This window comes from Streptomyces microflavus (assembly GCF_014650075.1).
GTDB classification, from domain to species: domain Bacteria; phylum Actinomycetota; class Actinomycetes; order Streptomycetales; family Streptomycetaceae; genus Streptomyces; species Streptomyces microflavus.
This window is the reverse complement of the sequence record NZ_BMUG01000001.1, coordinates 507548-520698: the sequence shown is the minus strand read 5'-3', so window position 1 is coordinate 520698 and position 13151 is coordinate 507548. Positions and strand designations below refer to the sequence as shown.

At 69.7% G+C, this 13151-nt stretch carries 10 protein-coding genes; 1 reads left to right on the top strand and 9 read right to left on the bottom strand.

Annotated elements, in window-relative coordinates; all coding sequences use genetic code 11:
- Positions 1–23: 23 nt before the first annotated feature.
- From rodA to IE264_RS02160, 9 genes are all read right to left on the bottom strand, one after another.
- Positions 24–1217 carry a rod shape-determining protein RodA gene (gene rodA, locus IE264_RS02200; protein WP_015608499.1) on the bottom strand — a complete coding sequence of 398 codons (1194 nt, stop codon included), beginning with the start codon at positions 1215–1217 and terminating at the stop codon, positions 24–26.
- Positions 1217–3436: a penicillin-binding protein 2 gene (gene mrdA, locus IE264_RS02195; protein WP_032753271.1), complete on the bottom strand. Its 2220-nt coding sequence runs from the start codon at positions 3434–3436 to the stop codon at positions 1217–1219. Before mrdA ends, rodA begins: the two co-directional genes overlap by 1 nt.
- 99 nt (positions 3437–3535) lie before the next feature.
- Positions 3536–4201: a rod shape-determining protein MreD gene (gene mreD, locus IE264_RS02190; protein WP_015608501.1), complete on the bottom strand. Its 666-nt coding sequence runs from the start codon at positions 4199–4201 to the stop codon at positions 3536–3538.
- A gap of 11 nt (positions 4202–4212) precedes the next feature.
- Positions 4213–5283, bottom strand: coding sequence for a rod shape-determining protein MreC (mreC, locus tag IE264_RS02185; RefSeq protein WP_032753272.1), 1071 nt, complete (start codon positions 5281–5283; stop codon positions 4213–4215).
- A gap of 177 nt (positions 5284–5460) precedes the next feature.
- A complete protein-coding gene (locus IE264_RS02180; RefSeq protein WP_015608503.1) occupies positions 5461–6480 on the bottom strand; it encodes a rod shape-determining protein in 1020 nt (339 codons plus the stop codon).
- 288 nt (positions 6481–6768) lie between these two features.
- Positions 6769–7182, bottom strand: coding sequence for a nucleoside-diphosphate kinase (gene ndk, locus IE264_RS02175; protein ID WP_032753273.1), 414 nt, complete (start codon positions 7180–7182; stop codon positions 6769–6771).
- Between the two features lie 117 nt (positions 7183–7299).
- The gene (locus tag IE264_RS02170; RefSeq protein ID WP_015608505.1) at positions 7300–7662 is read right to left on the bottom strand and encodes a DUF4233 domain-containing protein; all 363 of its coding nucleotides are present in this window, start codon (positions 7660–7662) and stop codon (positions 7300–7302) included.
- 8 nt (positions 7663–7670) lie between these two features.
- Entirely contained in the window at positions 7671–9203 is a 1533-nt protein-coding gene (folC, locus tag IE264_RS02165) for a bifunctional tetrahydrofolate synthase/dihydrofolate synthase (protein ID WP_015608506.1), read from the bottom strand.
- A 124-nt stretch (positions 9204–9327) separates the two neighbouring features.
- Complete coding sequence (locus tag IE264_RS02160; RefSeq protein WP_032753275.1) at positions 9328–11949, bottom strand: valine--tRNA ligase; 2622 nt, start codon at positions 11947–11949, stop codon at positions 9328–9330.
- Positions 11950–12087: 138 nt separating this feature from the next.
- Here IE264_RS02160 and IE264_RS02155 point away from each other — a divergent pair, with 138 nt between their 5' ends.
- Positions 12088–13125 carry a hypothetical protein gene (locus IE264_RS02155; protein ID WP_032753276.1) on the top strand — a complete coding sequence of 346 codons (1038 nt, stop codon included), beginning with the start codon at positions 12088–12090 and terminating at the stop codon, positions 13123–13125.
- Positions 13126–13151 lie beyond the last annotated feature (26 nt).

Genomic DNA, 13151 nt, shown 5'->3' with positions numbered 1-13151 from the left:
ACACCTACCCGCGTGAGCCGGGTTCAGGCAGACATCGGCCGCTGCACCCTGATCGACTGCAGCAGTCCGATGGCGACCCAGACGGCGAACATCGAGGACCCTCCGTAGGAGACGAAGGGCAGCGGCAGACCGGCCACCGGCATGATGCCGAGCGTCATGCCGATGTTCTCGAAGGACTGGAAGGCGAACCAGGCGATGATGCCGGCGGCGACGACCGTGCCGTACAGCTCGGTCGTCTCGCGGGCGATCCGGCAGGCGCGCCACAGGATGACACCGAGCAGGACGATGATCAGCCCGGCACCGAGGAAGCCCAGCTCCTCACCGGCGACGGTGAAGACGAAGTCGGTCTGCTGCTCGGGGACGAACTGGCCGGTGGTCTGGGTGCCTTCGAAGAGCCCGGTGCCGGTGAGGCCGCCGGAGCCGATCGCGATACGGGCCTGGTTGGTGTTGTAGCCGACGCCGGCCGGGTCGAGCGCCGGGTTGGCGAAGGCGGCGAAGCGGGCGATCTGGTAGTCGTCGAGCAGGCCGAGCTGCCAGACCGAGACGGCTCCGGCGGCCCCCGCGCCGAGCAGGCCGAAGACCCAGCGGTTGGAGGCGCCGGAGGCCAGCAGGACGCCGAGGACGATGACGGCCATGACCATCACCGAGCCGAGGTCCGGCATCAGCATGACGACGGCCATGGGGACGGCCGCGATGCCCAGCGCCTTGGCGACGGTGCGGTGGTCGGGGTGGGCCTGGTCGCCCGCGTCGACGCGGGCGGCGAGCAGCATCGCCATGCCGAGGATGATGGTGATCTTGGTGAACTCGGAGGGCTGGATCGAGAACCCGGCCGGAAGCTTGATCCAGGCGTGGGCGCCGTTGACGGTGGTGCCGAGCGGGGTGAGGACTGCGGCGACCAGCAGCACCGAGATGCCGTAGAGGACCGGGACGGCCCCGCGCAGGGTGCGGTGGCCGAGCCAGATCGTGCCGATCATCAGGGCGAGGCCGATGCCGGTGTTCAGGGCGTGCCGGAAGAGGAAGAAGTACGGGTCGCCCTGGGTGAGGTGGTCGCGGTTGCGGGTGGCCGACCAGACGAGGAGCGAGCCGAGCAGGGAGAGCGCGAGCGCGGCCCCGAGCAGCGGCCAGTCCAGCCGCCGGGCGAGGGAGTCGCGGGCGGTCAGCTTGGCCCAGGAGCCCCGCTCGGGGGCGTACCGGGCGACGGAGAATCCACCTGCCATCAGGGCCGCCTCCCGGTCGCCGCCGGTGATCCGGTGAGTCCCGGCTGCCCCGGGGGCTGCGGGATCAGGTTCTCGGGGTCGGCCTCCTGGCCCTCGGGCTCCGTCGGCGCGGGGTTGTACGGCTTGACCTTCGGGGCGTAGATCGAGCCGTCGGGCTGGATCTTCGGCAGCGCCTTCTGCGGCTTGGGCAGCAGGGCCTTCTTCACATCCTGGTTGCCCTCGGCGTCGAGGCCGTAGAGCGCGTCGTAGATCTTGCGGACGGCGGGCCCGGAGGCGCCGGAGCCGGTGCCGCCCTGGGAGATCGTCATGATGATGGTGTAGTCGTCGGTGTAGGTGGCGAACCACGAGGTGGTCTGCTTGCCGTACACCTGGGCGGTGCCGGTCTTGGCGCGCATCGGGATCTTGTCCTGCGGCCAGCCGCCGAACCGCCAGGCGGCGGTGCCGCCGGGCTCGACCACCGAGCGCAGACCCTTGTCGAGGTCCTTGATGGTCTGGGCGTTGACGGGCAGCTTCCCGGTGACCTTGGGCTTGATCTCCTGGACCGTCTTGCCGTCGGGGCTGATCACGGCCTTGCCGACGGTGGGGGCGTGGAGGGTGCCGCCGTTGCTGATGGCGGCGTAGGCGGTGGCCATCTGGATGGGGGTGACCAGGACGTCACCCTGGCCGATGGCGTAGTTGATGCTGTCGTAGGCCTTGAGCTGGTTGCCTTCGAGGCAGCTCTCGTACGCGATCTGCTGCACGTAGGTGCCGCCCTTCTTGCCCTCCTTGCACCAGGCGTCCTTGTTCGCCTTCCAGAAGTCCTGCTTCCACTTGCGGTCCGGGATGCGGCCCTTGACCTCGTTCGGCAGGTCGATGCCGGTCTCGGCGCCGAGACCGAAGTCGCGGGCGGTGGTGTAGAACCAGTTCTTGGCGTCCTTCTTGGGCTTTATGCCGCCGTCACGCACCCACTCCTCGTGGCCGAGACGGTAGAAGACGGTGTTGCAGGAGTACTTGAGCGCGTCGCCGAGGGTGATGGGGCCGTGCCCCTGGGACTCGAAGTTCGCGAAGGTCTGGCTGCCGAGGCTGTAGGAGCTGCTGCAGTTGTAGCGGTCGTTGAAGGCGTGGCCGCCCCGCACGGCCGCGCTCGCGGAGACCACCTTGAAGATGGAGCCGGCGGGCGCCTGGCCCTGGATGCCCCGGTTGAGCAGTGGGTAGTTGGACTTCTTGCTCGTGAGCTTGGCGTACTGCTTGCCGGAGATGCCGCCGACCCAGTCGTTGGGGTCGTAGTCGGGCTGGGAGGCCATCGAGATGACGCGGCCCGTCTTCGACTCCATGACGACGACGGCGCCGGAGTCGGCCTCGTACTTCCGGCCGGTGATCTTGTCGGTCTCGTCCCGGACCTTCTTCATCGCCTGGGCGAGCTCGTACTCGGCCACCGCCTGGACCCGGGCGTCGAGGCTGGTGACGAGGGTGGAGCCGGACACCGCCGGGTCGTTCTCCGCCTCGCCCATGACGCGGCCGAGGTTGTCGACCTCGTAGCGGGTGACGCCCGCCTTGCCGCGCAGCTCCTTGTCGTAGGTGCGCTCGATGCCCGAGCGGCCGACCTGGTCGGAGCGCAGGTAGGGCGACGGGCCGTCCTGGGCCTGCTGGATCTCCTCGTCGGTGACCGGCGAGAGGTAGCCGAGGACCTGCGCGGTCCGCGCCTTGCCGGGTGCGGCGTAGCGGCGTACGGCGGTGGGTTCGGCGGTGATGCCGGGGAAGTCCTCGGCGCGCTCGCGGATCTGGAGGGCCTGCTGGGTGGTGGCCTCGTCGGTGACCGGGATCGGCTGGTAGGGCGAGCCGTTCCAGCAGGGCTGCGGGGTCTTGGAGTCGCAGAGGCGGACCTTGTCGCGGACGTCCTGGGCCTTCATGTCCAGGACGTCGGCGAGCCGGGTGAGGACGCCGACGCCGTCGTCCTTCATCTTCAGCAGCTCGGTGCGGCTCGCGGAGACGACGAGCCGGGTCTCGTTGTCGGCGAGCGGGACACCCCGCGCGTCGAGGATCGAGCCGCGCACGGCGGGCTGGACGACCTGCTGTACGCCGTTGCCGGCGGCTTCGGCCGTGTACTCGTCACCGTTGCGGATCTGGAGGTACCACAGACGCCCGCCGAGGGTGAGCAGCAGGGAGAAGACCAGGACCTGGATGACGATGAGGCGGATCTGGACCCGCTGGGTCCGCCCGGTCTCGGGAATGTTGCTCACTGGGTGCCCCCGGTGGTGGTTCGGCTGGGGGTACGGGGGTCGTCCCCCGGGAGATACAGCCTCACGCGGTTCCCCCGGTGCCCTCTGTCGCGTACGGCTTCACAGTCGCTTGACCCCCTTGATGCGTCCCGCGCGGGCCGCGCGGTTGCGGGCGGCCTTGACGCGCAGTCCGCCGCGCTGGCTGCCGATGCGCAGCCCGGTGCCCGAGGCCAGCCAGCCCGCGGCCACGTCGTTCCCGCCGGAGGATGCCTCGGAGAGCGGGTCGTTCTCGGTGCGTCTGGCCAGCGCCATGATCAGCGGCACGGTGAAGGGGGCCAGCAGCAGGTCGTAGACCAGAGCGGTGAACAGCAGACTGCCCAGGCCCACATGGCGGGCGGCCGTGTCGCCGACCAGGGCGCCGACACCCGCGTAGAGCAGGGTCGAGCCGAGCGCCGCGCCGACCACGGCCGCCATCGGGGCGAAGGCCGACTTGAGCTGCCCGTTCTCCGGCCGGACCAGGCCCGCGAGGTAGCCGATGACGCAGAGCACCAGGGCGTAGCGCCCGGCGGCGTGGTCGGCGGGGGGTGCGAGGTCCGCGAGGAGGCCCGCCCCGAAGCCGATGAGCGAGCCGCTGACGGGCCCGTACACGAAGGCGAGTCCGAGGACGGTGAGGAGCAGCAGGTCCGGGACGGCGCCGGGGAGCTGGAGGCGGGCGAGGACGGATACCTGGACGACGAGGGCGACGACGACCAGGGCGATGGAGAGCAGAGTCCGGTTGATGCGCATGGGGATCAGCCCTACTCCTGGTCGTTTGCCGTGTTGTCGGGTTGCTGGTCGCCCGGTTGCTGGGCGTTGCCCTGCTGATTTCCTGCCGCGTCACCGGCCGCTTCGCCGTCGCCCGGCTTCTCGTTGATGTTGCCGACGACCTTGCCCGAGCCGTCGACGAGGTCGCCGTTGGGCTGGACGGTGACGGTGACCGTGGGGGTGGGCTTGGGCTTGGTCTTGACGGGCTGCTTCGGCAGGACCGTGTCGCGCGGGTCCGAGCGCGGGGCCTGGACGACGACGCCGACGATGTCGAGCTTGGTGAACCCGACGTACGGCTTCACGTAGACGGTCCGGGTCAGTGCGCCGCCCGAGGGGTCCACGCGGACGACCTCGCCGACCGGGACGCCGGGCACGAAGGGCTTGTCCTTGCTGGAGCCGAAGGTGACGAGCCGGTCGCCCGCCTTCACCTTGGCCTTGCCGTTGAGGAACTGGACCGAGAGCGGGCGCGAGCCCTGGCCGGTGGCGAAGCCGAGCTCGTCGGTCTTCTCCATCCGGGTGCCGACGGTGAAGTCCGGGTCGTTGGCCAGCAGGACCGTCGCGGTGTTCGGGCCGACGGTGGTGACCCGCCCGACCAGCCCCTCACCGTTGAGTACGGTCATGTCGCGGCGGATGCCGTCGTTGGCGCCGGCGTCGATGGTGACCGTCCAGGAGAAGCCCTGGGCCGCTCCTATGGCGATGACCTCGGCGCCCTTGATGCCGTACTGCCCGGCGCCCGCGTTCTTCAGCATGGCGTCGAGCTGGCGGACGCGGCTGTTGGTGCGGTCGTCGCTGCCGAGCTTGGCCTTCAGCGCGGCGTTCTCCTGCTCCAGGGCGGAGATCCGGTCGTGCCGGTTGCCGGAGTCCCGTACCGCCCCTATGGCGTTGCCCACCGGGTCGACCGCTGCCGCGACGCCGTTCTCCACCGGTCCGAAGACCGTGGCGGCGGCCTGCCGGGCACCGTCCACCGGTGACTCCTCGCCGCCTCGGATATCCACCGTGATCAGGGCGAATGCGATGGCGATCAGCAGCACCAGGAGCAGCCGGCTCTCTCGTGTGTCCCTCACGTGCGGCGGCCGTGCCTTCCTCGTCGGAATGTTCGTGCCTGTGTGTACGTGTCTGTACGTGTATCCACGTCAGTGTCTGACTCTGCGTCGGTACGTGTACAGCAACGATCTATATCAACGATCCGGCGGGCGGAGCCGCAGCGTCCGCGCGCCGGATCGGGTGATGTTGCGTCCGTCCTACCGGCGGGGCTGGGCGTCCAGCACCTGCTGGAGCGCCTCGAACTCCTCGACGCACTTGCCGGAGCCGAGCGCCACGGAGTCCAGCGGGTCCTCGGCGATGTGGATCGGCATGCCCGTCTCGTGGCGCAGCCGCTCGTCCAGTCCGCGCAGCAGCGCGCCGCCGCCGGTGAGGACGATGCCGCGGTCCATGATGTCGCCGGAGAGCTCGGGCGGGCACTTGTCGAGCGTCGTCTTCACGGCGTCGACGATCGCGTTGACCGGCTCCTCGATGGCCTTGCGGACCTCGGCGGCCGAGATGACGACCGTCTTGGGCAGCCCGGAGACCAGGTCCCGGCCACGGATCTCGGTGTGCTCGTCCTTCTCCAGGTCGAACGCGGAGCCGATCGTGATCTTGATCTGTTCGGCGGTCCGCTCACCGAGGAGGAGCGAGTACTCCTTCTTGATGTGCTGGATGATCGCGTTGTCCAGCTCGTCACCGGCGGTCCGGATCGACTGGGCAGTGACGATTCCGCCGAGCGAGATCACCGCGACCTCGGTGGTGCCGCCACCGATGTCGACGACCATGTTGCCCGTGGCCTCGTGGACCGGCAGGCCGGAGCCGATGGCGGCGGCCATGGGCTCCTCGATGATGTGCACCTGGCGCGCGCCGGCCTGCGTCGATGCCTCGATGACGGCGCGGCGCTCGACCCCGGTGATACCGGAGGGCACGCAGACGACGACCCGGGGGCGGGCCAGGTAGCGGCGCTTGTGGATCTTGAGGATGAAGTAGCGGAGCATCCGCTCCGTGATCTCGAAGTCGGCGATCACGCCGTCCTTCAGGGGCCGCACGGCGACGATGTTGCCCGGCGTGCGCCCGATCATTTTCTTGGCCTCGGAGCCGACCGCCAGAATCCCGCCGGTGTTGGTGTTGATGGCCACGACGGACGGCTCGTTCAGGACGATGCCGCGCCCCCTGACGTACACCAGCGTGTTGGCAGTCCCGAGGTCGATAGCCATGTCACGGCCGATGAACGACATTGAGTTCCCCTTGTTCCCCATGAGGATGCGTCGGGCCTTCCCAGGTAGCGAAGATGGCTTGTTCTGGTAGGCGAGGTTGGCGCTGCGGGCGTGGAAGCTTCCATCGTAGTGCCGTATGCACGGACACAGCGCGAGGGTCCTTCGCCATTGTGAGCGGAACGGGTGCCCGTCCTACCCATGGTGACGTTACGTCGGAGGGATGCGTTCCCGCGATCCCAAACCCTATGCCGAAGGGCGACCGAATTACTTCGGTCGCCCCAGGCAGGCAGCGCTGTTTGGCCGATCGGGTCAGGAAAGTCCCGGAAAGAAAAGCTTCAGTTCTCGCTCTGCGGACTCCTGCGAGTCCGAGGCGTGGATGAGGTTCTCCCGGGTGATCGTGCCGAAGTCACCACGGATCGACCCGGGCGCGGCGGCGATCGGGTCGGTGGGGCCGGCCAGGGCACGGACGCCCTCGATCACCCGCTCGCCTTCGGCCACCAGGGCGACGACCGGGCCGGAGGCCATGAACTCGACGAGCGGCTCGTAGAACGGGCGGCCCTTGTGCTCCCCGTAGTGCTGCTCCAGCGTGTCCTGGTCCAGGGTACGCAGCTCCAGCGCGGTGATCCGCCAGCCCGCCTTGCGCTCGATCCGGCCGACGATCTCGCCGATCAGGCCGCGGCGGACCGCGTCGGGCTTGAGCAGGACGAGGGTGCGCTGAGTCATGTGCGGCTCCTTGCAGGCATACGGGTGCGGTGAGGGCGAGATTACAGGGGTACGGGGGCGGGTCTGCGCCCGGGTTCACTCAGGGTCACCCCCGGGGCCCGGGCACCTTCCGTCACGTCAGGCCGTGGCCCCGCCGGTCTCCTGCTGGGCCTGCTGGGCCGCCCAGCGGGCCTTGGCCTCGTCGATCTTGCGGCCGTAGTGGATCGAGGCCCACCACAGCCCGCCGAAGACCAGGCCGAGGATGAACATCATCGGGACCACGAAGCCGCTGAGGACCAGGGCGACCTGGAGCGCCCAGCCGAGCTGGATGCCGCCGGGGCGGCCGAGCATCCCGCAGAGCAGCAGGGAGAGCACCATGCCGACGCCGCAGACCGTCCAGACCGCGGCCATGGAGACGTCGTCCAGCTTCATCGCGACGAGGCCGGCGAAGCCGATCACGAAGAACTCACCGAGCAGCGTCGAGGCGCAGAGCGTACGCATCCTTCTTCTCAGCCCCTTCCCAGCAGCAGCCGGGCCTCGCCGACCGTGATCACCGATCCGGTCACCAGGACTCCGGCGCCCGCGTACTCGTCGTCCTCCTCGGCCAGCGTGATCGCCGCCTCCAGCGCGTCGTCGAGTCGCGGTTCGACCTGGACCCGGTCGTCGCCGAAGACCTCGACGGCGATGGCGGCCAGCTCGTCCGCGTCCATCGCGCGTTCGGTGGAGTTCTGTGTGACGACGACCTCAGCGAAGATGGGCTCGAAGGCTTCCAGGAGCCCGCGGACGTCCTTGTCGCCGCTGGTGCCGACCACACCGATCAGCCGGGAGAAGCTGAACGCCTCGGAGATGCCGTCCGCCGCGGCCTTGGCGCCCGCCGGGTTGTGGGCGGCGTCCAGGACGACGGTCGGGCTGGAGCGCACGACCTCCAGCCGGCCGGGCGAGACGACAGCGGCGAACGCCTTGCGGATCGCGTCGATGTCGAGCGAGCGGGCCTGCTCGGCGCCGATACCGAAGAAGGCCTCGACGGCGGCGAGCGCCACCGCGGCGTTGTGCGCCTGGTGGGCCCCGTACAGCGGGAGGAAGATGTCGGTGTACTCGGTGGCCGCGCCGCCCAGGCCGCGCAGCGTCAGCAGCTGCCCGCCGACCGCGACCTCCCGGGAGACGATGCCGAACTCCATGCCCTCGCGGGCCACGGTGGCGTCGACCTCGACGGCCTTCTTCAGCATCACCTGCGCGGCGTCCACCGGCTGCTGCGCCAGGATGACCGTGGCGCCCTGCTTGATGACGCCGGCCTTCTCCCCGGCGATCTCCGCCGGTGTGGTGCCGAGGCGGTCGGTGTGGTCCAGCGAGATCGGGGTGACGACGGCGACGGTGGAGTCGATGACGTTGGTGGCGTCCCAGGTGCCGCCCATGCCGACCTCGACGACCGCCACATCGACGGGCGCGTCGGCGAAGGCCGCGTACGCCATGCCGGTGAGCACCTCGAAGAAGGAGAGCCGGTAGGGCTGCTGGGCGTCGACCATCTCGACGTACGGCTTGATGTCCTCGTACGTCTCGATGAAGCGCTCGGGCTCGATCGGGGAGCCGTCGAGGCTGATCCGCTCGGTGATCGACTGGACGTGCGGCGAGGTGTAGCGGCCGGTGCGCAGCTCGAACGCGTTGAGCAGGGCCTCGATCATGCGGGCCGTGGAGGTCTTGCCGTTGGTCCCCGTGATGTGGATCGAGGGGTAGGCGCGCTGCGGCTCGCCGAGCACGTCCATCAGGGCGGCGATGCGGGTGACGGAGGGCTCGAGCTTGGTCTCGCCCCAGCGTCCGGCGAGCTCCTGCTCCACCGCGCGCAGCGCCTTGTCGGTCTCGGGGTCGGTGGGTCGGGCGGGGACCGCTTCGCCCTGGGGGGACCCCGCATAGGTGCGCAGGGTGCGGCTCCCGGCTTCGATCACCGCCAGGTCGGGGTCGCGCTGGGTCTCTTCGCCGACGATCTCCTCGAAGGTGTCGTCGGGCTGGGACGCGTCGTGCCGGTCTGAAGGGCGGGGCTCACTCACGGGGCCAGTCTACGGATGGGCACCGACATCGCGCGCAGCGCCCGGCAGACTGCCCGCAGACGGTACGGCGAAGCCCCCGCTCCCCCGGTCGGTCGGGGGTGCGGGGGCTTCGCCGTACAGCTGATCAGCTCTGCGGGAGGGCCGCCAGCTGGGCGGAGATCCGCTCGATGTCGGCCTCGGCCTTGGAGAGGCGGCCGCGGATCTTGTCGACCACGTTGTCCGGGGCCTTGGCCAGGAACGCCTCGTTGCCGAGCTTCCCGGTGGCCTGCGCCTTCTCCTTCTGCGCCGCCTCCAGGTCCTTGGTGAGCCGCTTGCGCTCGGCCGGGACGTCGATGGTGCCGGAGAGGTCCAGGGCGACGGTGGCCCCGGCGACCGGGAGCGAGGCGGTGGCGTGGAAGCCCTCGCCCGCGGGCTGGAGCCGCAGGAGCTGGCGGATGGCCGCCTCGTGCGGGGCGAGCGCCGTGCCGGTCAGGGTCAGCTCGGCCGGGACCTTCTGGCCGGGCTGGAGGCCCTGGTCGTTACGGAAGCGGCGGACCTCGGTGACGACCTGCTGGACGAGCTCGATCTCCTTCTCGGCCGCGTCGTCGCGGAAGCCGGAGTCGCCCGGCCACTCGGCGATGACGATCGACTCGCGCCCGGTGAGCGCGGTCCAGAGCTCCTCCGTGACGAACGGGACGATCGGGTGCAGCAGCCGCAGCATCACGTCGAGGACCTCGCCGAGGACCCGGCCCGAGACCTCGGCCTGGCGGCCACCCGCGAAGAACGTGGTCTTGGAGAGCTCGACGTACCAGTCGAAGACCTCGTCCCACGCGAAGTGGCGCAGCGCCTCACTGATCTTCGCGAACTGGAAGTCGTCGTAGAACGCGTCGACGTCCGCGACCGTCTTGTTGAGCCGGGACAGGATCCAGCGGTCGGTGACCGACATCTCCTCGACCGGGGGCAGGTCGCCCTCGATCGTGGCGCCGTTCATCAGGGCGAAGCGGGTGGCGTTCCAGATCTTGTTGGAGAACTTCGCCGAACCCTGGACCCAGTCCTCACCGATCGGGACGTCGGTGCCGGGGTTGGCACCGCGCGCGAGGGTGAAGCGCAGGGCGTCGGAGCCGTACTTGTCCATCCAGTCCAGCGGGTTGACCACGTTGCCGAAGGACTTCGACATCTTCTTGCCGTGCTCGTCGCGGACCATGCCGTGCAGGACGATGGTCCCGAACGGCGGGACGCCGTCGTTGACGTACAGGCCGAACATCATCATCCGGGCGACCCAGAAGAAGAGGATGTCGTAGCCGGTGACCAGGACGGAGTTCGGGTAGAACTTCTCGAGGCTGTCGGTCCGTTCGGGCCAGCCGAGGGTGGAGAAGGGCCACAGGCCCGAGGAGAACCAGGTGTCCAGGACATCGCTGTCCTGGGTCCAGCCCTCGCCGGTGGGCGCCTCGTCGTCCGGTCCGACGCAGACGACCTCGCCGTTCGGGCCGTACCAGACGGGGATGCGGTGGCCCCACCAGAGCTGGCGCGAGATGCACCAGTCGTGGAGGTTGTCGACCCAGTCGAAGTACCGCTTCTCCATCTCCTGCGGGTGGATCTTGACCTTGCCGTCGCGGACCGCGTCACCGGCGGCCTCGGCGAGCGGGGCGACCTTGACCCACCACTGGAGGGAGAGGCGCGGCTCGATGGTGGTCTTGCAGCGCGAGCAGTGGCCGACGGAGTGGACGTACGGCCGCTTCTCGGCGACGATCCGGCCCTCGGCGCGCAGGGCGGCGACGATGGCGGAGCGTGCCTCGAGGCGGTCCAGGCCCTCGAAGGGGCCGGGGACGGTGATGACCGCGCGCTCGTCCAGGACGGTGATGAACGGCAGGTCGTGACGGTTGCCGATCTCGAAGTCGTTCGGGTCGTGCGCGGGGGTCACCTTGACCGCGCCGGTTCCGAACTCGGGGTCGACGTGGTGGTCGGCGACGACGGGGATCGTCCGGTCGGTCAGCGGCAGCTTGATCTGCTTGCCGATCAGGTGCTGGTAGCGCTCGTCGTCGGGGTGGACGGCGACGGCGGTGTCACCGAGCATCGTCTCGGCGCGGGTGGTGGCGACGACGATGGTCTCGTCCCCCTCCCCGTACGTCATGGAGACGAGCTCGCCGTCGTCCTCCTGGTACTCGACCTCGATGTCGGAGATCGCGGTGAGACAGCGCGGGCACCAGTTGATGATGCGCTCGGCGCGGTAGATCAGCCCGTCGTCGAACATCTGCTTGAAGACGGTCTGGACGGCCTTGGAGAGGCCCTCGTCCATGGTGAAGCGCTCACGGGACCAGTCGACGCCCTCGCCGAGGCGGCGCATCTGGCCGGAGATCTGGCCGCCGGACTCGTCCTTCCACTGCCAGACGCGCTCGACGAAGGCCTCGCGGCCCAGGTCGTGGCGGGACTTGCCCTCCTTGCCGAGCTCGCGCTCGACGACGTTCTGGGTGGCGATGCCGGCGTGGTCCATACCCGGCTGGTAGAGCGCCTCGAACCCCTGCATCCGCTTCCGGCGGACCAGGGCGTCGATCAGGGTGTGCTCGAAGGCGTGGCCCAGGTGGAGGGAGCCGGTGACGTTCGGCGGCGGGATGACGATGCTGTAGGGCGGCTTGTCGCTGTGCTCGTCGGCTTCGAAGTAACCACGCTCTACCCAGCGCTCGTACAGCTTCCCCTCTACATCGGCCGGCGCGTACGAGGTCGGCAGTTCGGGGTTGCTGGCTGGCTGCTGCGATGAGTTCTCGGTCACGGGGGACAGTTTAGGGCCGTCACAGGTCTGCACTGAAACGGATTGGTTCAGTAACGGTGTCCGGGCCGATGACCCATGTCAGGGCGGCTTCCGTCAGGATGTTGGCAACGCATAAGGAATTTCGGAGGGGACACCGCAATGAGCTACAACCAGCCGGGCCCGTACGGTGGGCAGCCGCCGCAGGGCCAGCCCGGACCGTACGGCCAGCAGCCCGGGCCGTACGGCGGCCCGCCGCCGCAGGGCCCCCCGCAGGGCCAGCCCGGCTACGGCTACCCCCAGCAGGCCCCTCCGGGCGTCCCGCCGCAGCAGCCGGGCCCGTACGGTGCGCCGCCGCAGGGCCAGCCCGGTTACGGCACCCCTCCCCCGGGCCAGCCCGGCTACGGCTACCCGCAGCCCCAGCAGCCGGGCCCGTACGGGCAGCAGCCGCCGACCCCTCCGTACGGCGGCCAGCCGCCCTACGGGGCTCAGCCGCCGCAGCCGAAGAAGAAGACCGGGTTGATCGTGGGGGCGTCCGTGCTGGCGCTCGCGGTCATCGGGGCCGGGGTCTGGTACTTCGCGGCGGGCGGCGCGAGCAACAGTGATGTGGCCGACTCCACCAAGGGCTACAAGCTGACGCCTGCCGCCGCGGTGGACGACTACAAGCAGAACCCGTCCAAGCCGGCCCGGTCCGGTCCGCTGACGGGGAAGTCGAAGTCCGACGCCGAGGCCGCGGGCGTCAAGGACCCGCAGCAGGCCGGCGCCGATTACCAGAGCGGTTCGAAGGACAACCCGCTCACGCAGAAGATGCTCCTGCTCCAGGGGTACTGGGGCGAGGTCGAGGACCCGGCCAAGGTCATCAACAACTCCTTCAACGACGCCGAGGCGAAGATGAGAGAGGGCAGCAACGGCAACAAGGTCTCGCTCGTCGGCAGCCCCAAGGACGTCAAGCCGGCCGGGTTCGACGGCGCCCTGATGCGGTGCCAGGACATCAAGACGATCAACGAGAAGGCCGACGGCACCCTCGCGAAGGGACCGACAGAGGTCATCACCCCGGTCTGCATCTGGGCCGACTACAGCACCGTCGGAATGGTCGTCGCCGTGGACGTCGGCGGCGCCCTGACCGGCAAGGGCATCCCCCAGGACGACGTCGCCGCCCTCGCCGCCAAGCTCTACAACACCTCGCGCACCAAGATCTGACGCCTCAACCCCGAAGGGGCGCCCAC

What these genes read in the sequence shown, in the direction of transcription:
- mreD (WP_015608501.1), bottom strand. Translation starts at nt 4,201, where the DNA reads ATGCGCATCAACCGGACTCTGCTCTCCATCGCCCTGGTCGTCGTCGCC.
- ndk (WP_032753273.1), bottom strand. Translation starts at nt 7,182, where the DNA reads ATGACTCAGCGCACCCTCGTCCTGCTCAAGCCCGACGCGGTCCGCCGC.
- IE264_RS02155 (WP_032753276.1), top strand. Translation starts at nt 12,088, where the DNA reads ATGAGCTACAACCAGCCGGGCCCGTACGGTGGGCAGCCGCCGCAGGGC.
- IE264_RS02170 (WP_015608505.1), bottom strand. Translation starts at nt 7,662, where the DNA reads ATGCGTACGCTCTGCGCCTCGACGCTGCTCGGTGAGTTCTTCGTGATC.
- IE264_RS02180 (WP_015608503.1), bottom strand. Translation starts at nt 6,480, where the DNA reads ATGTCGTTCATCGGCCGTGACATGGCTATCGACCTCGGGACTGCCAAC.
- rodA (WP_015608499.1), bottom strand. Translation starts at nt 1,217, where the DNA reads ATGGCAGGTGGATTCTCCGTCGCCCGGTACGCCCCCGAGCGGGGCTCC.